The organism is Streptomyces sp. NBC_00358, assembly GCF_036099295.1.
Lineage (GTDB): Bacteria > Actinomycetota > Actinomycetes > Streptomycetales > Streptomycetaceae > Streptomyces.
In genome coordinates this window covers 6,651,039-6,676,279 of sequence record NZ_CP107976.1, presented here as the reverse complement: position 1 = coordinate 6,676,279, position 25,241 = coordinate 6,651,039, and the positions used below count along the sequence as shown (strand labels likewise).

Genomic DNA, 25,241 nt, shown 5'->3' with positions numbered 1-25,241 from the left:
GCTCCCCCCTTCCCCCGTCCCGGGTGGTCGTCTCAGGGTTCCTTGCGGGCGACCACGCGGTACGCGTTCGAGAAGCGGGTGCGGCGGAGCAGGGGGGCCATCAGCCGGTCCAGCGCGGCGGTCGAGGCGAGGAGCGGGGCCGACGCCCGGGTCAGGGCCAGGCGCGCGGTGCGCTGGAGCGGGGTCGGGGGTGCCGGACGCCAGGGGGCGTCGAGTCCCGGGAGGACGCGGCCGAGGGCCAGCGCGAGGGCGCCCGAGAGGTCGTCGGGGATGTGCGGCTCCCTGCGGTCCGTCGCGACGACCACGCAGCCGAGGGATTCGAGCTCGCCGAGCAGATTGGGCAGCGGCATGAGGTGCAGATGGCGCGGCTGGCCGTACGCCACCCACCACTTGCCGAGCAGCAACCCGAACGCGCAGTCGGGGTCGGGCACTTCGACGAGGAGATGTCCGCCGGGGCGCAACACCTCCAGCGCGGCGCGCAGTTCCTGGCGCGGGTCGGGTGTGTGCTCCAGATGGTGGAACATGCTCACGACGTCGTAGCGGGCGCGCAGCCGCTCGGCGATCCGCGGGTCGGTGAGCCGCCCCACGTGCGCCTCCTCCACCCGCCCCGCCGCCCGCGCCTTCTCGACGCGCCGCGTCGGGTCGAGCCCGTCGAAGGACGTGTACGGGTGGACCTCCTTGGCCGCCGCCGGGAAGTACCCGTGCCCGGTGCCGATGTCCAGCCAGCTCTCCGGTTCCGGGAAGGGCAGCATGGCGCGGGCCGCCGCGAGGTGGCGTCCGGCTCCGCCGCGGGCGCCGAGCAGCCGTTCGGCGAGGCTGTCGTGGGCGTCCGCGGGGAGGTCGCGGAGGTCCCGGTGGTAGAAGGCCAGCCCTTCGGGGGTGAGCCGGGGGTTCTGGAAGGCGTGGGCGCAGTCCCCGCATTCGTCGACGACGAAGGTCCCCGGTTTGCGCTGCCGCAGATCCGGCGTACGCAGCCGGGTGCGCAGGCGCTTCGAGCCGCACCAGGGGCAGTCGGCGCGCCGCGGCTCGTGGAACCGGGCGGTGCCCTGGGCGAGTTCGGCCGCGTAGGCGGCACGGCGTTCGGCGACCGGCTGTGGGGTGGGAGGCATGGGTGCTCCTGTCGGGGACGAGCCGTACGACAATCCGACACAAACGGTACGTATGTGAAAGAGATCCGGAGCGCAACGACGTGGCGCGGACGTGTTCGATCGCTGCCGGTACTGTTCGGCGAATGAGCTCGCTTAATCTCGACGACTTCACCGATCTGATCGAGCGTCCCGACGGTGGCGTACGCCGTGACGCCGAGGCGTACCGGGAGCGCCGGATCGTGCCGCCCGGGGCGCTGGGCCGCCTCGACGACCTGGGTGAGTGGCTGGCGGCGGCGCAGTCCGCGGTACCGGTGCGGCCGATCGAGCGTCCGCGTGTGGTGCTGTTCGCGGGGGACCACGGGATCGCCGCCCTCGACGTGTCGGCGCGTCCCGCGGGCAGTGCCGGCCTGCTGGTACGGGCGGTCCTGGAGGGCGCGAGCCCCGCGTCGGTGCTGGCGCGCAGGCTCGGTGTGCCGGTGCGGGTGATCGACATGGCGCTGGAGGCCGATCCCGAGGGGTTCCCCGACGAGGTCGTGCGGCACCGGATCCGGCGCGGTTCGGGCCGGATCGACGTCGAGGACGCGATGACCCTGGAGGAGGCGGAGGCCGCGTTCCGGGCCGGGGTCGCCATCGCCGACGAGGAGGCGGACTCCGGTACGGATCTGGTGGTGCTCGGCGACATCAGCGTGGGCGGGACCACGGCGGCGGCGGTCCTGGTCGCGGCGCTGTGCGGGACCGACGCGTCCGTCGTCACCGGGCGGGGCGGGCGGCCCATCGACGACCTCGCGTGGATGCGCAAGTGCGCCGCGGTGCGCGACGCCCTGCGGCGGGCCCGGCCCGTGCTCGGGGACCAGCTCCAGTTGCTCGCGACGGTGGGCGGGGCCGACCTGGCGGCGATGACCGGGTTTCTGCTGCAGAGCGCGGCGCGGAAGATGCCGGTGATTCTCGACGGGGTCGTGTCGGCCGCGTGTGCGCTGGTCGGACAGCGGGTCGCGTTCCGCGCGCCGGACTGGTGGCTGGCCGGACAGCGCAGCGGGGAACCGGCCCAGGCCAAGGCGCTGGACCGGATGGCCCTCGAACCGCTGCTCGACCACGGGGTGACGGTGGGGGAGGGTGCGGGCGCCCTGCTCGCCCTGCCCCTGGTCCAGGCCGCCGCGAGCCTCGCCGCGGACCTGCCGGAGGCCCCGTCCCCGGAGACGGCGCCCGCAGCCGAGCCCAAGCCGGAGTCCGAGCCCGTCGCCGCGTCCGACACCGAGCCCGAGCCCGGCTCCCAGCCCGAGGCCTGACAGGCCTGGCAGGCCGGACACCGGGTCAGACCCCGGCCCGTAAGGCACATCCAGGCCCGCCACCGACTCGCCCCCCGGGCAGGGCAAGCGGCGGACCGGCCCCGAGCCCGACCCCGAGGGCCCCGAGGACGCACCCCGTACGACCCAGGCACCCCGAACCCACCGGGGAGAGCCACCAACCGGCGTCGGCCCGGTGCCGTGAGGTCCGGGCGAGACGGCCCGGTGCCGTGAGGTCCGGACGGGACGGCCCGATGCCCTGAGGTCCGGACGGGACGGCCCGATGCCCTGAGGCCCGGACGGGACGGCCCGATGCCCTGAGGCCCGGACGGGACGGCCCGATGCCCTGAGGCCCGGACGAGACGGCCCGATGCCCTGAGGTCCGGACGGGACGGCCCGATGTCCTGAGGCCCGGGCGAGACGGGCCGGTGTCCTGAGGCCCGGACGGGACGGGGCGATGTCCTGAGGCCCGGACGGGACGGCCTGATGCCCTGAGGTCCGGGTGAGGCGGGCCGGGACGGTGAGGTCCGGGTGAGGCGGGCCGGGATGGTGAGGACCCGCTGCGCGGTGGGGCAGCGCCCGCACTGCCACTCCCCCGCATGGGCCACGCCGCCCCATATCATCGCGCTTTATGGGAGATGCCCGAATTGCCGCTGACCAGGAACGGGCGTCGGCCCGCCGGAGTGACGGGGACCGGCGGTCCACGGCTTCCTCTCGGCGGTCCGCCGCCTTCGCCGTGTGGTACCTGCGCGCGGTCACGTTCATCAACTTCCTGAGCGCCGCCTGGGTGTCGCTCGGACAGGACGTACGACGGCACAACACCGAGAACTACTTCACGCCGTACCTGCTGACCGCGGGATTCGCCTCCGGTGTGTTCACGATGTTCCTGGCCATCACGATGCGGCGACGCAAGCGGGCCGCGTGGATCCTCAACTCCGTGCTCAGCGGGCTGTTCCTGCTGCTGTTCGCCGTCGCGATGGCGTTCCCTGAGATCCGCCGGTACGGACAGAACTGGATCTCGCTCGTCCTGACCGCCGCCTTCGTGGGGTCCCTCGTCATCGGCCGCCGGGAGTTCTACGCCAAGGGCGACCGCTCGAACCCGAAGCTCGCCGCGGCCGTCGCGGTCGGCGGTCTGCTGGTCACCTCACTGCTCGCCGCGCTGCTCGTCACGGTCACCAACGACGCGCACGACGCGCACCGTTCGACCTTCCTGGACCGCTGGCGCTACGGCACCCTGCGGCTCGTCTCGGTCGCCGCCGACGACTCCCACTATCCCGGGATCGCGACACCGAACTGGGTCAACGTCACCATCAACGTGCTCAGCACCCTGCTGGTGCTCGCCGTGCTCTTCGCGGCCTTCCGTTCCCGGCGCGCCGTCGACCCGCTCACCGAGGACGACGAGAAGCGACTGCGCGCGCTGCTCGACCGCAACGGCGACCGGGACTCCCTGGGCTATTTCTCGCTGCGCCGGGAGAAGAGCGTGGTCTGGTCGCCCACCGGCAAGGCGGCGGTGGCCTACCGCGTGGTGGGCGGGGTCTCCCTGGCGAGCGGCGATCCCATCGGCGACCCCGAGGCGTGGCCCGGAGCGATCGAGCCCTGGCTCGCCGAGGCCCGGGAGCACGGCTGGATCCCGGCGGTGATGGGCGCGAGCGAGGAGGCGGGCACGGTCTACTCCCGGCATGGACTCGACGCCCTCGAACTGGGTGACGAAGCCCTCGTCGAGACCGCCGAGTTCACCCTCGAAGGACGGGCCATGCGTACCGTCCGGCAGGCCTACAACCGGGTCAAGCGGGCCGGGTACCGGGTGCGCATCCGCCGCCATGAGGACATCCCGGCCGCCGAGATGGCGTATCTGCTGGCGCGCGCGGACGACTGGCGCGACGGCGCGACCGAACGCGGCTTCAGCATGGCGCTCGGCCGGCTCGGCGACCCCGAGGACGGACAGTGCGTGATGCTCGAATGCACGGACTCCGAGGGCGAGTTGAGGGCGGTGCTGTCCTTCGTGCCATGGGGGCCGCAAGGGCTCTCGCTCGACCTGATGCGGCGTGACCGTGACGCGGAGAACGGGCTGATGGAGTTCATGGTGATCGAACTCCTGCGGCGCGCCCGGGAGATCGAGATCACTCAGGTCTCGCTCAACTTCGCCATGTTCCGTTCGGTCTTCGAACGTGGCGCGCGTCTCGGCGCGGGTCCGGTACTGCGGCTGTGGCGCTCGCTGCTCAGCTTCTTCTCGCGCTGGTGGCAGATCGAGTCGCTGTACCGGGCCAACGCCAAGTACCGGCCCATCTGGGAGCCGCGGTTCCTGCTCTTCGAGAAGAGCGCGGACCTGCTGCGCATCGGTGTCGCGTCCGCGCGCGCCGAGGGGTTCCTGGAGGCGCCGGGCCTGCCGAAGTGGCTGCACCGCAAGCACCTGGAGTCGCACAGATGAGACGGACCGGACCGACGGGACCGGCGAGACCCGACGTGAGGAGAGCCGTGGGGACCACCGGATGAGCACCGTCGCCCGCTGGGCCCGCGCGGAGTGGGGTCTGCTGTACGCCACCGTACGCCGGGCCCTGACGGCGAACGGTCTGCGGGCGGTCCCGATGACGCTCGGCGCGGTGTGCCTGACGGCCGGGCTCCAGTTCGTGCAGAACCAGTCGTGGGGCTATCAACTGGTGCAGAACACCGGCGCGGTCCGGGCCGAGGACCCGCTGTGGCTCGCCCTGCTCCGCACTCCGCTCTCGCTGTTCGTCCCGGCGCTGGATCTGCCCGTGTGGGGCGCGCTCGCGCAGATCCTGGTCGTCTTCGGGATCGCCGAGATCTGTCTGGGCTGGTGGCGCACGCTCGTCATCGCGTACGTCGCCACGCTGGCCGGGACGCTGTACGCCCGCGTCGGCATCGCGCTCGGACCGCATCGCCCGCTGGGGCTGCCCGGGGCGGACGCGCTGATCGTCGACACCGGTCCGTCGGCGGCCGTGGTGGGCCTGGCCGTGTTCCTGGGCTGGCGCTACCGGGCGTACGTGACGGCGGGGGTGGTGATCGGGGCCATGGTGGCCGAGGTGCTGGTCAAGGAGAACCTGGCGGGCAGGGAGCATCTGGCGGCCATCGCGGCGGTGCTGGTGATGTGTTCCCTCTCCGCGGCGCGTCACCGTCGTTCGGGCAGGGAGCGGGCGGGCGCCGGGTCGGGTTTGCCGCCGATCCACTCCTGAACCCTGCGGCTGGGGCCCGCCCAGCGGCGGTCGTGGCGGTAGGCGCGCAGCCTGCACCGGGCGCGGGCGCGCGGGCGACGCCGGTAGAGGCGCTTGGCCCACGGTGAACCGGGCTTGGCCAGCCGGACCGTGCCGATGAGGGCGATGAAGGGAACGATCACCCCGAAGATCGCCATGCGCGTCTTGCCCTTGCTCAGGCAGAGCAGCGCGAAGAGGAAGTTCAGGCCGATGGTCACGATCGCGCTGGCGCGGTCCTGCGCCTCCTGGTTGCTGACGTCGTTGACGCCGAACGGCGAGAAGCCGCTGAGCATCAGACCGACGAGGGCCGCCGTGACCACGACGACCTCGACGCTCTTGCGCCCGGCCTCGGTCCAGTAGACGTCGTCGAGGTGCAGGATCAGCGCGAACTCGTCGAGTACGAGGCCCGTTCCGATGCCGAACACCACGGCACTGGCGCACGCCCCGAACCCGTACCGGCTGCTGGCGACCGCGCCGAAGCCGCCGATCACCGTGAGCACGACGCCGGGCACCACGTGGTGGATGTGCAGATCACCGGCCTTGACGTTGCCGAACGGCCCTTTGCCGGCGCGGATGAGCCGGACGATGACGCGGGTGACCACGAAGGTCACGACGAACGAGGCCAGCGCCAGCAACACCGGGAGCTTCCCGGGCTCGACGACGTTCCGATACAACCAATGACCCATATGTGAACTTTATCCACCGCCGCTGCATCCGCCCTCCGTGCGCCCCGGTAGCCTGCGCCGATGTCCAAGACCGCCTCCGGGGCCTCCCTCGCCGACAGCCTCCGCTTCGCCTTCGGCACCCTGACCGTCCTCCCCGTGAAGGTGACCCGCTGGGACCGCGGCGCGGCACGCGGCGGCATGCTCTGCGCTCCGGTGGCCGGTCTCGTCGTCGGGGCGGGCGCGGCACTGGTGGGCGTGACGCTGCTGGCCATGGGGGCCGGTCCGCTGCTCGCGGCGGTGGCCACCGCCGCGGTGCCGGCCGCGCTCACCCGGGGCCTGCACCTGGACGGTCTCGCCGACACCGCGGACGGGCTGGGCAGCGGCAAGCCCGCCGAGGACGCGCTGCGGATCATGAAGCAGTCGGACATCGGCCCGTTCGGGGTGATCACCCTCCTTTTCGTCCTGCTCGCCCAGGTGGCCGCACTCGCCCAGGCGTACGACGTCTCGTGGGCCAGGGGTGTCCTCGCGGCCGTCGTCTCGGCGACCGCGGCCCGCCTCGCCCTCACGCTCGCCGCCCGCGCCGGGGTGCCCGCGGCCCGTCCGGAGGGCCTGGGCGCGGCGGTCGCGGGCACCGTGCCGCTGCGCGGCGCCCTGCTGGTGGCGGTGGCCGTGACCGGCGCCGCCGCGGGCGCCGGCGCGCTCGTCGGGGCGTACGACCTGGTGCGCGCCGCGGTGGCGGCGGGTACCTCCTGCCTGGCCGCCGAACTGCTGCTGCGGCACTGCACCCGGCGCTTCGGCGGCATAACCGGCGATGTGTTCGGAGCTCTCGCCGAGACGGCGGCGACGACCGCGCTCGTGGTGCTGTCGCTGAGCTGACCACCGGCGGGCCGGCGGCCCGGTGGGTCAGCGGCCCCGGGAACGGCGCTTCCCTGCGCGGCGCCTCCCCCTCGAAGATCCCCCTTCGGGTGGAAACGACGGGAGATCCGTGGAAATCGCGCATGCGCGGTCAACGGCGTGCCCACCGGGCACGCTGAGCGCGTCCCGGATCACCCGGAGTGAGGAACGGAATCCCGGCACGGCGCCACTTGCGGGTGAACCTCCGCGGAAATGAGCGAAACCCGACCCCGAGCGTAGGCTCGTCCCGGGTACTCGCCCGCCCTGTCAGGGGCCCCGGCAAGGACCGCCCCCGAGGACGGATCTAGGGTCAGCCGTCGGGCCCGGTCGACCCAACCCCCACTCGGCCACACGAATATCGATGGAAGCGGAGATCTCACCACCGTGACTGCTCTCACTCTCAGCACCGCCGCAGCGTCCGGTCTGCGGGCCGACGCGATCGTCGTCGGTGTCGCGAAGGGCCCCAAGGGCCCGGTCGTCGCACCGGGCGCCGAGGCCGTGGACAAGGCGTACGACGGCGGGCTCGCCGGAATCCTGGAGACCCTCGGTGCCTCCGGATCCGAGGGCGAGCTGACCAAGCTGCCCTCGCCGTCCGGATTCAAGGCGCCCGTCGTGGTGGCCGTCGGCCTGGGAGCCGTCCCCGAGCAGGACGCCGGCTTCGACGCCGAGGCGCTGCGCCGCGCGGCCGGTGTCGCCGCCCGCGCGCTCGCCGGAGCCAAGAAGGCCGCCTTCGCGCTGCCGATCCAGGACGCCGCCGACGCCGGTGCCGTCGCCGAGGGCGCCCGCCTGGGCGCGTACGGCTTCGACGCCTACAAGGAGACCGGCCGGGGCGACGCCGCCAAGAGCGGCAAGGGTCCGCTCGGTGAGGTGACGCTGCTCGGCGGCAAGCCGCGGGACGCGGCCTACAAGGCGGCCGTCGCGCGCGCCACCGCCGTGACCGAGGAGCTCAACCGCGCCCGCGACCTCGTCAACACCCCGCCGAACGACCTCAACCCGGAGTCCTTCGCCGCCGTCGCCACCGCGGCCGGCAAGGAGCACGGCATCAAGGTGCAGGTGCTCGACGAGAAGGCCCTGGCGAAGGGCGGCTACGGCGGCATCCTCGGCGTCGGCGCCGGCTCGGCCGCCGGTCCCCGCCTGGTGAAGCTGTCGTACACCTCCGCCAAGGCCACCAAGCACCTCGCGTTCGTCGGCAAGGGCATCACCTACGACTCGGGCGGCATCTCGCTGAAGCCCGCCGGGCACAACGAGACGATGAAGTGCGACATGGCCGGCGCCGCCGCGGTCTTCGCCGCCGTGGTCACCGCCGCGCGCCTCGGCCTGGAGGTCAACGTCACCGGCTGGCTCGCCCTCGCCGAGAACATGCCGTCCGGCTCCGCCACCCGTCCGGGTGATGTGCTGCGCATGTACAGCGGCAAGACCGTCGAGGTCCTCAACACCGACGCCGAGGGCCGGCTGGTCCTCGCGGACGCGCTGTGGAAGGCGTCCGAGGAGAAGCCCGACGCGATCGTCGACGTGGCGACGCTGACCGGCGCGATGGTGCTGGCGCTCGGCAACCGCACCTTCGGCGTGATGGCCAACGACGACGCGTTCCGCGCCTCGATCGTCGAGGCCGCCGACGAGGTCGGCGAGGAGTCCTGGCCGATGCCGCTGCCCGAGCACCTGCGCAAGGGCATGGACTCCCCCACCGCCGACCTGGCGAACATGGGCGAGCGCATGGGCGGCGGCCTGGTCGCCGGTCTGTTCCTGCGCGAGTTCGTGGGCGAGGGCATCACCTGGGCGCACCTGGACATCGCGGGCCCCGCGTTCAACGAGGCCGGTCCGTTCGGCTACACCCCCAAGGGCGGTACCGGTTCCGCGGTCCGCACCCTGGTCCGCCTCGCCGAGCTGACGGCGGCCGGCGACCTGGGCTGACCCTCCGTACGGCGAGCGGCCCCGGGCGATTCCCCGCCCGGGGCCGCTCGTTCGGGCGTACGGGGGTTTCGCCCTCGACGAAATCCGCAGGTTCACCCGGCTCCGTACCCCCTCGACGTGATGGATCAGACGTCCCACACCCCGGCCCGGCGTCTCGCTCGCCCTCGACAAGTGCGAAGATGGGTTCTCGGCAGGACAGGGCCCCCACCACAGGGCCGTAGAAAGAGCGGCCGGACACCAGCCGACCGACCGGTCAACCGCCCGTAAGGGACAAAGGTGCCCGGCGTTACGGCGCACATGCATGGAGGACGTGACGTGGCGAACGACGCCAGCACCGTTTTCGACCTAGTGATCCTCGGCGGCGGTAGCGGCGGTTACGCCGCGGCGCTGCGCGGAGCGCAGCTGGGCCTGGACGTCGCCCTGATCGAGAAGGACAAGGTCGGCGGTACCTGCCTGCACCGTGGGTGCATCCCCACGAAGGCCCTGCTGCACGCGGGTGAGATCGCCGACCAGGCCCGCGAGAGCGCGCAGTTCGGCGTCAAGGCCACCTTCGAGGGCATCGACGTACCCGCCGTCCACAAGTACAAGGACGGGGTCGTCTCGGGCCTGTACAAGGGTCTCCAGGGTCTCATCGCGTCCCGCAAGGTGACGTACATCGAGGGTGAGGGCCGTCTGTCCTCCCCGACCTCCGTCGACGTGAACGGGCAGCGCGTCCAGGGCCGCCACGTGCTCCTCGCGACCGGCTCCGTGCCGAAGTCGCTGCCGGGCCTGGAGATCGACGGCAACCGCATCATCTCCTCGGACCACGCCCTCGTCCTGGACCGCGTGCCGCAGTCCGCGATCATCCTGGGCGGCGGTGTCATCGGCGTGGAGTTCGCCTCCGCGTGGAAGTCCTTCGGCGCCGAGGTGACGATCATCGAGGGCCTCAAGCACCTCGCGCCCCTCGAGGACGAGAACTCCTCCAAGCTTCTTGAGCGCGCGTTCCGCAAGCGCGGCATCAAGTTCAACCTGGGCACCTTCTTCTCGAAGGCCGAGTACACCCAGAACGGCGTCAAGGTCACCCTTGCCGACGGCAAGGAGTTCGAGGCCGAGCTGCTGCTCGTCGCCGTCGGCCGCGGCCCGGTCTCGGCCGGTCTCGGCTACGAGGAGCAGGGCGTCGCGATGGACCGCGGCTACGTCCTGGTCGACGAGTACATGCGCACGAACGTCCCGACGATCTCCGCCGTGGGCGACCTCGTCCCGACGCTCCAGCTCGCCCACGTCGGCTTCGCCGAGGGCATGCTGGTCGCGGAGCGGCTGGCGGGTCTGAAGACCGTCCCGATCGACTACGACGGCGTCCCCCGCGTGACGTACTGCCACCCCGAGGTCGCCTCCGTGGGTATCACCGAGGCCAAGGCCAAGGAGATCTACGGTGCGGACAAGGTCGTCGCCCTGAAGTACAGCCTCGCGGGCAACGGCAAGAGCAAGATCCTCAACACCTCGGGCGAGATCAAGCTCGTCCAGGTGAAGGACGGTGCCGTGGTCGGCGTCCACATGGTCGGCGACCGCATGGGCGAGCAGGTCGGCGAAGCCCAGCTCATCTACAACTGGGAAGCGCTGCCCGCCGAGGTCGCTCAGCTCATCCACGCCCACCCGACGCAGAACGAGGCGCTCGGCGAGGCCCACCTCGCCCTCGCGGGCAAGCCGCTGCACGCGCACGACTGATCAGCCCCGGCCGGGTCCTCCCGGCCGTCGGCCGTACCCAGTCCCCGCGTCGAGCAGGGCGCGACGACGACCACAGACTTCCGCACTTCCCCTAGCTCTCGATTCCGATCGAGCAGGGGAGACCCCAATAAGGAGCAACAGAAACCATGCCGGTTTCCGTAACCCTTCCGGCACTCGGTGAGAGCGTCACCGAGGGCACTGTCACCCGCTGGCTGAAGGCCGAGGGCGAGCGCGTCGAGGCCGACGAGCCGCTGCTGGAGGTGTCGACGGACAAGGTCGACACCGAGATCCCCTCCCCCGCCGCCGGCATCCTGGCGTCCATCAAGGTCGCCGAGGACGAGACCGTCGAGGTCGGCGCCGAGCTGGCCGTCATCGACGACGGCACGGGCGCGCCCGCCGCCGCCCCGGCTCCCGCCGCCGAAGCCCCGGCCCCGGCCGCCGCTCCGGCCGCCCCCGCCCCGGTCGCCGAGGCCCCCGCGGCCCCGGCCACGCCCGCGCCCGCCGCCGCCCCCGCCGCTCCGGCCGGTGGCGCCTCCGGCACCGACGTCGTGCTGCCCGCGCTGGGCGAGTCGGTCACCGAGGGCACCGTCACCCGCTGGCTGAAGCAGGTCGGCGAGGAGGTCGCGGAGGACGAGCCGCTGCTCGAGGTCTCCACGGACAAGGTCGACACCGAGATCCCCGCGCCGGTCGCCGGCGTGCTGCTGGAGATCGTCGTCGGCGAGGACGAGACCGCTGAGGTCGGCGCCAAGCTGGCCGTCATCGGCGCTCCGGGCGCGGCTCCTGCCGCCCCCGCTCCGGCCGCCCCGGCGGCCCCCGCCGCGGCTCCGGCTCCGGCCCCCGCCGCAGCTCCGGCCGCCCCTGCCGCTCCGGCTCCGGCTCCGGCCGCCGCCGCCCCGGCTCCGGTCCAGCCGGCCGCTCCGGTCGCGCCCGCCGCCCCGGCCCCCGCGCCGGTGGCCGCGCCCGCCCCCGTCACCCCGGCCCCGGCGCCCGCCGCGACCGCCGGTGACGACGGTGCGTACGTGACCCCGCTGGTGCGCAAGCTCGCCGCCGAGAACGGCGTCGACCTGGCCGCCGTCAAGGGCACCGGCGTCGGCGGCCGTATCCGCAAGCAGGACGTCATCGCCGCCGCGGAGGCCGCCAAGGCCGCCGCCGCTCCGGCCCCGGCCGCCGCCCCGGCCGCCTCCGCCAAGAAGGCGCCGGCCCTTGAGGCCTCCCCGCTGCGCGGCCAGACCGTCAAGATGACCCGCATCCGCAAGGTCATCGGCGACAACATGGTGAAGGCGCTGCACGAGCAGGCGCAGCTGTCCTCGGTCGTCGAGGTCGACATCACCCGCCTGATGAAGCTCCGCGCGCAGGCGAAGGACTCCTTCGCGGCCCGCGAGGGCGTCAAGCTCTCCCCGATGCCGTTCTTCGTGAAGGCCGCGGCCCAGGCGCTGAAGGCCCACCCGGCCGTCAACGCCCGGATCAACGTGGACGAGGGCACGATCACCTACTTCGACACCGAGAACATCGGTATCGCGGTGGACTCGGAGAAGGGCCTGATGACCCCGGTCATCAAGCGCGCGGGCGACCTGAACATCGCCGGTATCTCGAAGGCGACCGCCGACCTGGCGGGCAAGGTCCGGGCGAACAAGATCACCCCGGACGAGCTGTCCGGCGCGACCTTCACCATCTCCAACACCGGCTCGCGCGGCGCGCTCTTCGACACGATCATCGTGCCGCCGAACCAGGTCGCGATCCTCGGCATCGGTGCCACGGTCAAGCGTCCGGCCGTCATCGAGACGGAGGAGGGCACCGTCATCGGTGTCCGCGACATGACCTACCTGACGCTGTCCTACGACCACCGTCTGGTGGACGGCGCCGACGCGGCCCGCTACCTGACCGCGGTCAAGGCGATCCTGGAGGCGGGCGAGTTCGAGGTCGAGCTCGGCCTGTAACCCGCACCACCCCCGCTGAGCACGGCACCCCCGTCCGGACCTCCGGACGGGGGTGCCGTGTTTCCGGACCACCCGGCATCCCACGAGGACACAGGCATGACGAATCGGGATATCACCCGGTACGGGCCCGTACCGCCGGGAACACTCTGACTGCGTGTAAGTCTCGTCTCACCTGCGGGAAAGCGCCGCCAAGCACCCCTCACCGACCGGGGCACGGCCTTATTGTCTAAAGGTCAAACGCCCTCGGGGTTTCGTCGTCTCGCCGCCCCTCCCAAAGGAGCCTTCATGACCGCGCCCGTCGTCCACTCGCTGCGCGAACAGATCCGCGAGCACATCGTGGAGGGGATCGTCAGCGGGCGCTGGAAGCCGGGCGAGCGGATCGTGGAGCGGCGGATCGCCACCGAGCTGGAGGTCAGCCAGACCCCGGTCAGGGAGGCGCTGCGTGAGCTGGAGTCGCTGCGGCTGATCGAGTCGGCGCCGAACAAGGGCGTACGGGTGCGGAACCTGACCGCCGCCGACCTGGAGGAGAGCTACCCCGTACGAGCCGGTCTGGAGGCCATCGCGGCGGAGCTGGCCGCCGGGCGGCTGGCCGAGGACTGCTCCGCCCTCGAACCGCACGTGACGGCGCTGTACGAGGCCGACCGGCTGGCCGACGGCACCGGCCAGGTGCGGCACACCGTGGGGTTCCACCGCGAACTGGTCCGGGCCGCCGGGAACTCCGTCCTCCTGCACACCTGGGAGGGCCTGGGCATCGAGGTCTTCACGGCCCTGTCCATCCGCTGGCTGGGGACCGTGCAGCAGTCGTACGCGGAGGAGCACGAGGCCCTCGTGGACGCCTTCCGTCGGCGCGACCCACTGATCGCGGACCTCGTGAAGGCCCATGTCCTCGGCTGCGCCCCTCGCCCGTGAGGTACGGCCGGACGACGTCGGCGCAGCGGAGCACACCCGCGCTCAACCGTGCTCCCACCTGCGAAAACCGTCGATATTCACGGCACTCGGTGCCTGGCTTCAAGACACCCCGTGCCGACTTTCCGATCTGAAGAGGATTTCCTCCGGAATCCTTTGATCGATCATCGATCAGGGAGTTACAGTCACCGACGGGCTCCTACAAGGGCCCGCCGCCCTGTCCTGCCATAGACCAAGGGCACCCCCCGAACACCCCTTGCCGATGAGGGAACCCCCCTCCGCATCCGGAAGGCGGCGCAATGACCGACCCCACCGCAATCCAGCCGAGCGAGCTCGACCAGCTCCCGGACCGCGACCCCGAGGAGACCGCCGAGTGGCAGGCCTCCCTGGACGCCGTCACCCAGGCGGCCGGGCCGCACCGTGCCGCGTACCTGATGCGCCGCACGCTGGAGCGCGCCGAGGGCAACGGTCTCGCGCTGCCCAAGCTGCTCGAGACCGACTACGTCAACACCATCCCCACCGCCGCCGAGCCCACCGTGGACGGCGACGAGGCGACGGAGTCCAGGATCACCGCGTGGAACCGCTGGAACGCGGCCGCGATGGTGACCCGGGGCGCGAAGCACGGCGTCGGCGGCCACATCGCCACCTTCGCCTCCGCGGCCTGGCTCTACGAGACCGGCTTCAACCACTTCTTCAAGGGCAAGGAGGGTGACGGGTCCGGCGACCAGCTCTACATCCAGGGCCACGCCTCCCCCGGCATCTACGCCCGCGCCTTCCTCGACGGGCGTCTGTCCGAGCAGCACCTGGACAACTTCCGCCAGGAGGCGGGCGGCAACGGCCTCCCGTCGTACCCGCACCCGCGCCGGCTGCCCTGGCTGTGGGAGTTCCCGACCGTCTCCATGGGTCTCGGCCCGCTGTCGGCGATCTACCAGGCCCGCTTCAACCGCTACCTCACCAACCGCGGCATCAAGGACGTCTCGGCGTCCCACGTGTGGGCGTTCCTCGGTGACGGCGAGATGGACGAGCCGGAGTCGACGGCGGCACTCGCACTCGCCTCCCGCGAGGGTCTGGACAACCTGACCTTCGTCATCAACTGCAACCTGCAGCGCCTCGACGGCCCGGTCCGCGCGAACTTCAAGATCGTGCAGGAGCTGGAGGCCCAGTTCCGCGGCGCCGGCTGGAACGTCGTGAAGTCGCTGTGGGGCTCGGCCTGGGACGAGCTGTTCCGGCTCGACACCACGGGCGCGCTCGTCCGCCGCCTGCGCCAGGTACCCGACGCGCAGGTGCAGACGTACCAGACCCGCGACGCCGCCTACATCCGCCAGGACTTCTTCGGCTCCGACCCGGCGCTCGTCGAGATGGCGAAGCTGCTGAGCGACGACAAGATCTTCGAGTGCTTCCACCTCTCGCGCGGCGGTCACGAGGCCCGCAAGGTGTACGCGGCCTACCGCGCCGCCCTCGCCCACAAGGGCGCGCCGACGGTGATCCTGGCCCAGACGGTCAAGGGCCACACCCTCGGTGAGGGCTTCGCGTCGAAGAACGCCAACCACCAGATGAAGAAGCTGTCGACGGACGAGTTCAAGCAGATGCGTGACCTGCTCGAACTGCCCATCTCCGACAGCCAGTTCATCGACGGCGTGGTGCCCTACGGCCACCCGGGCGCCGATTCCCCCGAGGTCCGCTACCTCCAGGAGCGCCGCGCGGCGCTCGGCGGCCCGGCCCCGGCCCGCCGTACGCACGCCGTGGCCCCGCTGCCGGCCTCCGCCGACAAGACGTTCGCGGCCTTCGACAAGGGATCCGGCACGCAGAACCTGGCGACGACGATGGCCTTCGTCCGGCTGGTCAAGGACCTGGTCCGCGACAAGCAGACCGGCCGGCGCTGGGTACCGATCGTCCCGGACGAGGCCCGTACCTTCGGTATGGAGTCGCTCTTCCCGTCGCTGGGCATCTACTCGCCCAAGGGCCAGACGTACGAGCCGGTCGACCGCGACCAGCTGATGTACTACAAGGAGGCCAAGGACGGCCAGATCCTCAACGAGGGGATCACCGAGGCCGGTTCCATGGCGGACTTCATCGCCGCGTCGACCGCGTACTCCACGCACGGCGAAACGATGATCCCCTTCTACATCTTCTACTCGATGTTCGGCTGGCAGCGCACCGCCGACCAGATGTGGCAGCTCGGCGACCAGCTCGGCCGCGGCTTCCTGGTCGGTGCCACGGCGGGCCGTACGACGCTGACCGGTGAGGGTCTCCAGCACGCGGACGGCCACTCCCCCGTCATCGCGGCGACCAACCCGGCGGCGCTGTCCTACGACCCGGCGTTCGCGTACGAGATCGCGGCGATCGTCAAGGACGGTCTGCGCCGGATGTACGGCGAGGCGGCCCCGGGCGAGGACCAGGACGTCTTCTACTACCTGACCGTCTACAACGAGCCGATGCCGCAGCCCGCCAAGCCGGCCGGTGTCGACGAGGGCATCCTCAAGGGTCTGTACCGCTTCAACACGGCGGAGTCGGCGGGCCTGAACGTGGCCGCGGCGAACGCCCCGCGCATCCAGCTTCTCGGCTCCGGCACGGCGATCCACTGGACGCTGGAGGCTCAGCGGCTGCTCGCCGAGGAGTGGGGCGTGGCCGCCGACGTGTGGTCCGCGACCTCCTGGACCGAGCTGCGCCGCGACGCGCTGGAGGCCGACGAGGCCCTGCTGCGCGGCGAGGAGAGGGTGCCGTTCGTCCGCCAGGCGCTGCAGGGCGCCGAGGGCCCGGTGCTCGCGGTCTCCGACTACATGCGCCAGGTCCCGGACCAGATCGCGCAGTGGGTCGAGCAGGACTGGTCCTCGCTCGGCGCCGACGGCTTCGGTCTCTCCGACACGCGTGCGGCGGCCCGCCGTCACTTCGGCGTGGACGCCCAGTCGATCGTCGTCGCGGCGCTGGCGCAGCTCGCCCGCCGCGGTGAGGTCAAGGCGTCCGCGGTGAAGGAGGCCCGGGAGCGCTACGGCCTGTAGTGCTCGGGGTGTGAACCCGGTGAAGGGGTACGGCGACCGCCGTACCCCTTCACTGCTTTTCCCCGCGCCCTCGCGCGGCGGCCTCGCGGGGTCAGCTGCCCGTCCCCGCGTTGTCAGTGGTGCCCGGCATGATGAATCCATGCGTGCCGCTCGTCTGATCAAGATGGTGCTGCTGCTCCAGACCCGTGCGTCGATGACCGCCGCCGAGCTGGCGCGGGAGCTGGAGGTGTCCGAGCGCACGATCACACGGGACGCCCAGGCGCTCTCGGAGGCGGGTGTCCCGGTGTACGCGGACCGGGGCCGGACCGGCGGCTACCGCCTGGTCGGCGGGTACCGGACGCGGCTGACGGGTCTCGCGCGCAGCGAGGCGGAGGCGCTGTTCCTGAGCGGGGTGCCGGGGGCGCTGCGCGAGATGGGCCTCCAGGACACCGCTTCGGCGGCCCGGCTGAAGGTGTCGGCCGCGCTGCTGCCTTCCGTACGGGACGCCTCGCGCTCGGCGGCGCAGCGGTTCCATCTGGACGCGCCCGCCTGGTTCAGCGAGCCCCGGACGCCGGAGCTGCTGCCGGCGGTCGCTGACGCGGTGTGGGACGACCGCCCGGTCAGCGCGCGCTACCGGCGGGGCGAGGCGGAGGTGGAGCGGACGCTCGAACCGTACGGACTCGTCCTGAAGGCGGGCCTCTGGTACCTGTGCGCCCGGGTGGCGGACGCGGAGACCTTCCGGGTGTACCGGATCGACCGGTTCACCGCCGTCGACCTCGGCGCGGAGCGGTTCCGGCGGGACGAGGGATTCGATCTGCCCGGGTTCTGGGAGGAGCGGGCCGAGGAGTTCGCGCGGTCCGTCCTGCGGGCCGAGGTGGTCGTACGGCTGTCCCCGGAGGGCGTACGCCGACTGCCGTACGTCCTTGATCCCGCGTCCGCGAAGGAGGCGCTGCCGACATCCGGCACCCCCGGTGGACAGGACTGGGTGACCCTCACCCTGCCGGTCGAGTCCGAGGAGGTCGCCCGCGTGCAGCTGCGGGGGCTCGGGCCCGAGGTGGAGGTGCTCGCTCCGGCGTCGCTGCGGGCACGTTGCGCCGAGGACGCGGCCGGGTCGGCGGCGCTCTACCGGTGATCGCCGGGCCGGCGGAGTCGCTCCGCGAACGGCCGATTGAAATCCGTACGAAACCGGCGGTTTTACCTTCGGCATGTGCATGCATAACAATCTGCGCCACTCCACGTGCGTCCCTCCCGCCCAGGCCCGATGCTGGACCCGTGATGGACGAGACGGAGTTCTGGCAGCTGGTGGACGCGACCCGCGAGACTGCCGAGGGCGACCCCGAGGAACAGGCCGACCTGCTCGTCGAGCGGCTCGTCCAGTTGGACCCGATCTCCGTCCTGGACTTCGCCCGGCACTTCGAGTCGCGCTACAACCGCGCCTACCGCTGGGATCTGTGGGGCGCCGCCTGGGTGCTGCTCGACGGGGCCAGCGACGACGCCTTCGACTTCTTCCGGTGCTGGCTGATCGGCCAGGGCCGGGAGGTCTTCGAGGGCGCGATGCACGACCCCGACACCCTCGCCGAGCTCCTGGACGACTTCGACGAGGAGATCGACGGGGACGGCGAGGAGCTGGGGTACGCGGCCGACGAGGCCTACGAGCAGCTGACCGGTGCCGTCGCGCCCGCGCTGGGCATCCCGGCCGCGGCCGGAGAGCCCGAGGGCACTCCGCTCGACTTCGAGAACGAGTCGGTCATCGCGGACCGCTACCCCAAGCTCTGGGAGCGCTTCCGGGAGGACTGACGGCCCCGACCGCAGGCCGCCGCCCTCGGCGGCCTCCGGGCCTCTGGGCCGCTGGGCCGCCGCCCGTCGGCGGGCTCCGGGTCTCTAGGCCGCCCTCCCCCGGGGGGTGAGGTCGGTGCGGGCGAGGTCCGAGGGGAGGTACGCCCGCTGTTGTCCGGCGCGCACCGGCTGGTGCATCGGGGCCGCGTTGGCCCGGTCCAGCGCGGAGGCCGTGAACGCCGCCGGGCCCAGCACGACCGTCGCCACCGCGCTGACCACCGTCCAGGGCCCCCGCGCGGCCTTCACCCAGCCGCCCGCCGGTTCCGCGCTTCGCGCGCCCTGCCCGCCCGTGACGCGCCCCGCGTGCCGCGCGCTCTCCGTCCGACTGATCCTCATGATCCCCACCTCCGGTCAGTGCGTACGCCGAAGGTAGGACGCACCGCTCTGGGGAGTCTGTGAGCGGCCCGGGGCGTACCTGTGACTGTGGGCGCGGGGCTCGGCCCGCCGGTCAGCGGCCCTGGTAGCGGGCCGCCAGAGCGCGGATCTCGGGGAGGCGGGCGGTCAGGGCCGCGCCGGGGCAGGTGGTCATGAAGGCGGCGTTGTGGCCGGAGACGGTGGAGAGCACGGCGGCGGTGCCCGTGGCGTAGCGGCTGAGGCTGTTGCTGGAGACGAGGCGGACCGTGCCCCGCGGGTCGACGCCGGCGAGCCCCAGTTTCCAGGCCACGAGGCGGGCTATCGCGTCGGTCATCGCCTTCGGCACCGGCGATGACCCGGTGAAGGTGCCGATCGCGGCGATCCCGGCGGAGCGGTGGTTGAAGCCCTGTGTGTGCGCCCCGGTGACCGGCCGGTCGACGCCGCCCGCGCGGCCCTCGTAGATCGTGCCGCAGCGGTCGACGAGGAAGTTGTAGCCGATGTCGTCCCACTGCTTGGCGCCGGTCTGGCCCGTGTAGACGTCGCGGATGATCCGGGGCACGTCGGCGCAGTCGTAGCCGTTCGGCGAGTCGGTGTGGTGGACGAAGACGGCGACGACACGGTCGTCGTAGCGGGGCGGCGGCTGCTCTCGGGCGGTCGTGGCGTCGAGCCACTTCGACCGCGGGACGATGGGCGGCCGGGCGACGGGGCGGGGCACGGTGAGCCGGGCCGCGACCGAGGGCGGGGCGGTGGCGCGGGCCGCCCTGCGGTCCACGCCCGCCGCGCACATCACCAGCGCCACGACGGCGAGCAGCCCGGGGACGCACCCGAGCAGCACGAGGGCCGGTCGAGGCAGCCTCCCCGGCACCCGCCGGTGCGGGGCGGACGGATCCGGGGCACGGGGTTCTCGCCCCGCGCCCGGGTCCGCCTCAGGGGCCCGGTGCGCCGGGCGTCCATGACGCCCGCGGCGGCCCTGACGCTCGGAGTGGGACCCTCGGGTCCCACTCCGTATTCGAGGCCCCCGCGGCTTCCGGAAGACACGCATGGAGCCACCCTGACCCGGATCCTCGCGGGCCGCGATGTGTGGTGTGCCACCTGGTGGAACCATCAGGCGTGTCCGGGACGTTTCTACAGGTCCACGGGTGTGTGGCCGTTTCCGCGGCATCGAACGCGCGTGGCTGATCACTGGGCCCGCCCGACGCGTACTAAGGGGCCCTAGAGAAAGGCGGCTCCGTGGACGTGCTCGACCTCCTGCTGATGCTGGTGATCCTGGTCTACGCGGCGTCCGGGTACCGCCGCGGGCTGGTGGCCGGCTGCGTCTCGCTGGCCGGTTTCGTGGGCGGCGCCGTGATCGGCGTATGGCTGCTGCCGTGGATCATGGAACTGGTCACGCCGGGGACCCCGGCGGCGACGGTGACGGCCGTGTTCACGGTGCTGCTGCCCGCGGTGGTGGGACACGAGCTGGCCGGGCGGCTGGCCCTGAAGCTGCGCCGGGAGCTGGACCAGGGGCCGTTGCGGGTGGCCGACGGGATCGGCGGGGCCGCGGCGAACACGCTGGCCGTGCTGCTGGTGGCCTGGGTGGCGGCGAGCGTCCTGGGCGCGTCCTCGTCGACGGTGGTGACGCAGTCGATCCGCAACTCGGCACTGCTGGGCGCCGTGCAGAAGACGATGCCGGAGACCACGCCGACCTGGTTCTCGCGCGCCACCTCGGCGCTCACGGAGGCGGGCTTCCCCCAGGTCTTCAACCCGTTCGAGAACGAACCGACGGCCGGTGTCGCCAAGCCCTCCGGGGACAACGTGACGCCGTCCGCGACGAACGCCGCCAAGCTGAGCACGGTGAAGGTCGAGGGCGTCTCGGGCAACCAGGGCCGGGAGGGCAGCGGTTTCGTCTACTCCTCCCGGCACGTGATGACCAACGCGCACGTGGTGGCGGGCATCGACCGGCCGACCGTGCGGGTGGGCGGGGTCGGCCGTCCCCTTCCGGCGCGGGTGGTGCTCTTCGACCCGCAGAAGGACGTCGCCGTGCTGTACGTGCCGGGGCTGCGCGCTCCTGTCGTCCACTTCGACGGGGTCGCCTCGCGCGGCGACTCCGCGGTGGTCGCCGGCTACCCGCAGGACGGCGGTCTCGACCTCCAGGCGGCCACGGTCGCGAATCGCATCAACGCGACGGGCCAGAACATCTACAACTCCGGCACGGTCACCCGCGAGATCTACTCGATCCGCTCGACCGTCCGTCCGGGCAACTCCGGCGGTCCGCTCCTGACCACCGACGGCAAGGTGTACGGCGTGGTCTTCGCCCGTTCGACCTCGGACAACGAGACGGGTTACGTCCTGACGGCGCACGAGGTCGCGAGCGACGCCCGCAAGGGGGCGCACGCGACGGCGCGCGTGGACACGGGGGCCCTCGTCACGTCCTGACCCCGGCCGCGGTCGGGCCCGGCCGGGGGCGCGGCCGTGCCGGTGCGGGGCTCCGGCCCCGCCGTGTCCACGGGACCGGCGTGGCATGCTTTGCCGTGTCGGCGAAATATGCCCGCGGCCACTTTCCCGGCGTACGATTTCCGCGTGAGCAGCCAGCCGTCCCCCGCGCCCGAAGCCCCCGCCCTCTCGCTGACCGAGCGCCGCAAGGCGGCCACCCAGCTCGACATCGCCCGGGCGGCGGCGGAGCTCTTCACGGAGTACGGTCCGGACGGCACCACGGCCGAGGACATCGCCCGCCGGGCCGGGGTGGCGCTGCGCACCTTCTACCGCTACTTCCGCAACAAACAGGACGCGGTCGGGCCGCTGCTGGCCGCCGGGGGCGACCACCGGCGCGCCCTGCTCGCGGCGGAGGAGCCCGGCACGGCGCTGCCCCGGGCGCTGGAGCGGGCGATCAGGGAGTCTCTGTCCGCCCCGGACGCGCACGCGGCCGAGAGGCTGGAGCAGACCCGTGCGCTGCTGCGGGCGGCCGTCGGCGATCCGGCGCTGCGCGCCGTCTGGTACCGGGTGAACCAGGAGTCCGAGGAGCGGCTGATCCCGGTGGCGGCCCGGTTGGCGGGCGCCGGTGCGGACCCGCTGGAGACCCGGCTGGCCGCCGCGGCCGCCACCGCCGCGATCCGGATCGCCCTGGAGACCTGGGCGGCCACGGACGCGACGGCCGACGGCCCGGACTCGCCCGCCGCGCTGGCGGTCCGGTGCCTGCGTCAACTCATGGGCGTCCCACGCCCGTCGCCCTCGTCCGACGAGCACTGAGCGGCCCGGGAGGACCGGGAGGACCGAGGCGGACCGGGGCGGACCGGGGCGGCCTGGACGGCTGAGAGGCCCAACGGGCTGATCAGCGGCGGTGGTTCAGAGTGCGCACCCCATCAGGATGTCGTCCACGTACGCACCGTCCAGCAGGAACTCCCCGGGCAGCACGCCCTCGACGACGAACCCCTCGGACTCGTACAGCCGCCGCGCCGGGGTGTTGTGGCCGAGCACGCGCAGGGTGATGCGGCGGGCGCCCTGACGGCGGGCCTCCTCCCGCACGGCCCGCAGCAGCGCGCGGCCCACCCCGGCGCCGCGCGCCTCTTCGGCGACGGCCAGTCCGAGGATCTGGCGGACATGCGCGTTGCAGGCCAGCGGGGTCGGGAAACCGAGCCGGATGTACCCCACCGGCAGGCCGTCCAGCTCGGCGACGAGATGGTCCCGGGGACCGAACCGCTCGCTGTAGAAGGGTTCGTACGGCGGCCGGGGGCGCGGCATGACGGCGTGCAGCGTGGACCAGGTGTCGCGGTCGAGCCGGCCGAGCGCGTCCTCGTCGTCGAGGGTGGCTGTACGTATCAGAGGAGCAGCAGACATACCGGTCACTGTACGGGCGCCGCGCTGGGGCCCGTTCCGCGAAGTCGGCCGCCGCGCGGGCAGGATGGACCCATGAGCGACTCACCGCTGTCCCCGGGTTCCCGCATCGTGATCGCCGGCGCGTCCGGCCTCATCGGCTCCGCGCTGGCGCGCTCCCTGCGCTCCGAGGGGCACGAGGTGGTCCGGCTGGTGCGCCGTGAACCGCGCTCGCCGGACGAGCTCCGGTGGGATCCGCAGCGGCAGCGGATCGACGCCGTCGGGCTCATCGGTTGTACCGCCGTGGTCAATCTGGCGGGGGCCCCGGTCGCCGGGCGCCCCTGGACCCGGACGTACAAACGCATGATCCGGGACAGCCGGGTGCTCGGGACGGCGACGCTCGCGGAGGCCGTGGCCTCGCTCGACGAACCGCCGCGGGTGTTCGTGAACGGGAGCGCGATCGGGTTCTACGGGGACACGGGCGACCGCGCGGTCGACGAGTCGGCCCCGCCCGGGGACGGGTTCCTGCCCTCCGTCTGCGTGGAGTGGGAGGAGGCGACCGCCCCCGCGCAGGAGGCGGGGGTGCGCACGGTGCTGCCCAGGACCGGGCTCGTGGTGGCCCGCGCGGGCGGGGCCTGGGCCAAGCTGATCCCGTTGTTCCGGGCGGGCGTCGGGGGGCGGATGGGGAACGGGCGCCAGTACTGGAGCTACATCGCCCTGCACGACGAGGTGGCCGCGATCCGGCACCTCATCGACACGGAGTCCTTGTCGGGGCCGGTGAACCTGACCGCCCCCGACCCGCTCACCAACGGCGAGATCACCGAGGCCATGGGCCGCGTACTGCGCCGCCCGACCCTCCTCGCCACCCCCGCCCCGCTCCTCCGCCTCACCCTCGGCGACATGGCCGAGGACATCCTGGGCAGCCAGCGCGTCCTGCCCACCCGCCTCCTGGAGTCGGGCTTCACCTTCGCGTTCCCCTCGATCGAGGGGGCGCTGCGAGCGGCGCTGGACTGACTCCGGAGGGCCCGGCCTCCCCCGCCGGGCGGCCACATGCACCCCCCATGCCCCCGTGCACGGCCGTCGCGCCACTTCCCCCGGGCGCCCGCACCTCGCACCCTCGGATCCGAACTCGGGTATCCCAGAAGCGTGTTGGGGGCATGACGTCCCCACCGGCCGCGCAACCTCGAGGAGGGGCACGTGCTAGAGCCCGCACGCCAGAAAGCGCACACGGCGGAGATCGCGGAAGACGTGGACGTCGTCGTCGTGGGAGCCGGTGTCGCCGGCCTCACGGCCGCACGGCATCTGACCGGGGCGGGGCTGAGGACCGCCGTCCTGGAGGCCGCCCCGGATGTGGGCGGGCGCATGTCCACGGAGAAGGTCGACGGTTTCCGGCTGGACCGGCTCGGCCGGCTCCTGTCCACCTCGTACCCGGAACTGCGCCACACCCCGGGCCTGGACGCCCTGGTGCTGCGCCCGTTCTCCCCGGGCGTGCTGCTGCACAGCGACGGTCACCACCATCAGGCGGGCGCCCCCGGCACTCCCCGGAGCGCGAGGGGCGCACTCACCACGGCGCGCGCCCTGGCGAGCGCCCCCCGGCTTCCGCTGGCCCGGCCCGCGCGCGGCACCACGCGTCCCGGACCGCTCGGCGGCCCCCTCGACCAGTCCCGTCTCGGCACGGCCCTCGCGCGACTCGCCGCCACTCCGCCGGAGCGTCTGCTCGCCCGCCCCGACCTCACCGCGGCGCGGGCGCTGACCGCCCGGGGCCTCCCGGCCCGTACGGTCGACACCTTTCTGCGCCCCCTCCTCGCGGCCCTGCTGTGCGACCCGGAGCTCCGGACGTCGAGCCGGTGCGCCGACCTCGCGCTGCACTCCTTCGCGACGGGCCGGCTGTGTCTGCCGGAGGGCGGCGCGGACGCGCTCCCCGAGCTGCTCGCGGCCGCCCTTCCACCGGGCACGGTGCATACGGGCGTCGAGGTCACCGCCGTCTCCACGACCCGTGTGACGACGAAGGACCACGGCGAACTCCGCTGCCGGGCCATCCTGTTGGCGACCGGGGCCCGCGCCGCCGCCCACTTCCTGCCCGGACTGCACGTCCCCGGCTTCCATCCGGTGACCGTCCTGCACCACACCACGGACGAGCCCCCGCTCACCGATCCGGCGCTGCTCCTGGACGCCGACCGGAGCGGTCCGGTGGCACACACGGCGGTCGTCAGCCAGGTCGACCCCACCCGGGCCCCCGCGGGCCGCGCCCTGATCTCCTCGACCGTGCTGGGCACCCCGCCCGCCGCGGCCCACCTCGACGCGACGGTGCGCGCCCAACTGGCCCGCCTCTACGGCACGTCGACGAACCGCTGGGAACTGCTGGCGGTCCATCACGACCCCGAGGCCGTTCCGGCGATGCCTCCCCCGCACGACCCGCGCCGCCCGGTACGGCTGCTCGCGGGCCTGTACGTGTGCGGCGACCACCGGGACACCAGCACCGTGCAGGGCGCGCTGCACTCCGCCCGGCGGGCCGTCCACGCCCTCCTGACGGACCTGGACGTCCGCCCGGCCCCGTTAGCGGAACACCTGGAGTCCGCGGCAGCCTGACGTCCGGTCCCCGGGCCCAGGGCCCGGGGACCGCCGTCACCGCCCCCGAGGAGCGGCCGGCCGGCCTCCCGGCCGGCGGACCGCAACCCTGCGGGGGA

The 25,241-nt window shown here is 72.9% G+C and carries 20 protein-coding genes; 15 read left to right on the top strand and 5 right to left on the bottom strand.

All coding sequences use genetic code 11. The annotated features are described in order from the left end of the window. Positions 1-32: 32 nt before the first annotated feature. Positions 33-1,109, bottom strand: coding sequence for a class I SAM-dependent methyltransferase (locus tag OHT01_RS28400; RefSeq protein ID WP_328555947.1), 1,077 nt, complete (start codon positions 1,107-1,109; stop codon positions 33-35). Positions 1,110-1,231: 122 nt separating this feature from the next. On the opposite strand from OHT01_RS28400, the gene cobT reads away from it, so the two are divergent. The 3 genes from cobT to OHT01_RS28385 all read left to right on the top strand — a co-directional run bounded on the left by cobT (position 1,232) and on the right by OHT01_RS28385 (position 5,562). Beyond that, the gene (gene cobT / locus OHT01_RS28395) at positions 1,232-2,374 is read left to right on the top strand and encodes a nicotinate-nucleotide--dimethylbenzimidazole phosphoribosyltransferase (RefSeq protein WP_328555946.1); all 1,143 of its coding nucleotides are present in this window, start codon (positions 1,232-1,234) and stop codon (positions 2,372-2,374) included. 628 nt (positions 2,375-3,002) lie between these two features. After that, the gene (locus tag OHT01_RS28390) at positions 3,003-4,799 is read left to right on the top strand and encodes a phosphatidylglycerol lysyltransferase domain-containing protein (RefSeq protein WP_328555945.1); all 1,797 of its coding nucleotides are present in this window, start codon (positions 3,003-3,005) and stop codon (positions 4,797-4,799) included. A 61-nt stretch (positions 4,800-4,860) separates the two neighbouring features. Then, positions 4,861-5,562, top strand: a complete 702-nt coding sequence (locus OHT01_RS28385; protein ID WP_328555944.1) for a hypothetical protein — start codon at positions 4,861-4,863, stop codon at positions 5,560-5,562. Here the strand turns inward: OHT01_RS28385 and OHT01_RS28380 are convergent. Continuing rightward, positions 5,499-6,266, bottom strand: coding sequence for a hypothetical protein (locus tag OHT01_RS28380; RefSeq protein ID WP_328555943.1), 768 nt, complete (start codon positions 6,264-6,266; stop codon positions 5,499-5,501). The genes OHT01_RS28385 and OHT01_RS28380 overlap by 64 nt on opposite strands. Before the next feature lie 60 nt (positions 6,267-6,326). On the opposite strand from OHT01_RS28380, the gene OHT01_RS28375 reads away from it, so the two are divergent. The 8 genes from OHT01_RS28375 (at position 6,327) to OHT01_RS28340 (ending at position 18,372) form a co-directional block, all read left to right on the top strand. Further along, the gene (locus tag OHT01_RS28375; protein ID WP_328555942.1) at positions 6,327-7,121 is read left to right on the top strand and encodes an adenosylcobinamide-GDP ribazoletransferase; all 795 of its coding nucleotides are present in this window, start codon (positions 6,327-6,329) and stop codon (positions 7,119-7,121) included. 402 nt (positions 7,122-7,523) lie between these two features. Beyond that, entirely contained in the window at positions 7,524-9,050 is a 1,527-nt protein-coding gene (locus OHT01_RS28370; RefSeq protein ID WP_328555941.1) for a leucyl aminopeptidase, read from the top strand. 315 nt (positions 9,051-9,365) lie between these two features. Next, on the top strand, positions 9,366-10,754 hold the full coding sequence (gene lpdA / locus OHT01_RS28365; RefSeq protein WP_328555940.1) for a dihydrolipoyl dehydrogenase: 1,389 nt from the start codon (positions 9,366-9,368) through the stop codon (positions 10,752-10,754). A gap of 146 nt (positions 10,755-10,900) precedes the next feature. After that, positions 10,901-12,691, top strand: a complete 1,791-nt coding sequence (gene sucB, locus OHT01_RS28360) for a 2-oxoglutarate dehydrogenase, E2 component, dihydrolipoamide succinyltransferase (protein WP_328555939.1) — start codon at positions 10,901-10,903, stop codon at positions 12,689-12,691. Between the two features lie 285 nt (positions 12,692-12,976). After that, entirely contained in the window at positions 12,977-13,600 is a 624-nt protein-coding gene (locus tag OHT01_RS28355; RefSeq protein WP_328555938.1) for a GntR family transcriptional regulator, read from the top strand. Between the two features lie 296 nt (positions 13,601-13,896). Then, positions 13,897-16,596, top strand: coding sequence for a pyruvate dehydrogenase (acetyl-transferring), homodimeric type (gene aceE / locus OHT01_RS28350; protein WP_328555937.1), 2,700 nt, complete (start codon positions 13,897-13,899; stop codon positions 16,594-16,596). A gap of 139 nt (positions 16,597-16,735) precedes the next feature. Continuing rightward, a complete protein-coding gene (locus OHT01_RS28345; RefSeq protein ID WP_328555936.1) occupies positions 16,736-17,707 on the top strand; it encodes a helix-turn-helix transcriptional regulator in 972 nt (323 codons plus the stop codon). Positions 17,708-17,850: 143 nt separating this feature from the next. After that, positions 17,851-18,372: a DUF4240 domain-containing protein gene (locus OHT01_RS28340; protein WP_328558300.1), complete on the top strand. Its 522-nt coding sequence runs from the start codon at positions 17,851-17,853 to the stop codon at positions 18,370-18,372. Between the two features lie 84 nt (positions 18,373-18,456). Here the strand turns inward: OHT01_RS28340 and OHT01_RS28335 are convergent, their stop codons facing one another. Both OHT01_RS28335 and OHT01_RS28330 read right to left on the bottom strand, forming a co-directional pair. Next, entirely contained in the window at positions 18,457-18,747 is a 291-nt protein-coding gene (locus tag OHT01_RS28335; RefSeq protein WP_328555935.1) for a hypothetical protein, read from the bottom strand. Between the two features lie 112 nt (positions 18,748-18,859). Beyond that, positions 18,860-19,600 (bottom strand): peptidoglycan recognition protein family protein, encoded by a 741-nt coding sequence (locus tag OHT01_RS28330; RefSeq protein WP_405917318.1) that lies wholly within the window; start codon positions 19,598-19,600, stop codon positions 18,860-18,862. A gap of 395 nt (positions 19,601-19,995) precedes the next feature. On the opposite strand from OHT01_RS28330, the gene OHT01_RS28325 reads away from it, so the two are divergent. Together OHT01_RS28325 and OHT01_RS28320 are read left to right on the top strand one after the other, a co-directional pair. After that, positions 19,996-21,180: a MarP family serine protease gene (locus tag OHT01_RS28325; RefSeq protein ID WP_328555934.1), complete on the top strand. Its 1,185-nt coding sequence runs from the start codon at positions 19,996-19,998 to the stop codon at positions 21,178-21,180. Positions 21,181-21,324: 144 nt separating this feature from the next. Further along, positions 21,325-21,990 (top strand): TetR/AcrR family transcriptional regulator, encoded by a 666-nt coding sequence (locus tag OHT01_RS28320; protein WP_328555933.1) that lies wholly within the window; start codon positions 21,325-21,327, stop codon positions 21,988-21,990. Positions 21,991-22,086: 96 nt separating this feature from the next. On the opposite strand, the gene OHT01_RS28315 is transcribed toward OHT01_RS28320, so the two are convergent. After that, the gene (locus OHT01_RS28315) at positions 22,087-22,578 is read right to left on the bottom strand and encodes a GNAT family N-acetyltransferase (protein WP_328555932.1); all 492 of its coding nucleotides are present in this window, start codon (positions 22,576-22,578) and stop codon (positions 22,087-22,089) included. Between the two features lie 72 nt (positions 22,579-22,650). Here OHT01_RS28315 and OHT01_RS28310 point away from each other — a divergent pair, with 72 nt between their 5' ends. Both OHT01_RS28310 and OHT01_RS28305 read left to right on the top strand, forming a co-directional pair. Then, positions 22,651-23,568, top strand: a complete 918-nt coding sequence (locus OHT01_RS28310; protein WP_328555931.1) for a TIGR01777 family oxidoreductase — start codon at positions 22,651-22,653, stop codon at positions 23,566-23,568. A gap of 183 nt (positions 23,569-23,751) precedes the next feature. Next, entirely contained in the window at positions 23,752-25,143 is a 1,392-nt protein-coding gene (locus OHT01_RS28305) for an NAD(P)/FAD-dependent oxidoreductase (RefSeq protein WP_328555930.1), read from the top strand. Positions 25,144-25,241: the final 98 nt, after the last annotated feature.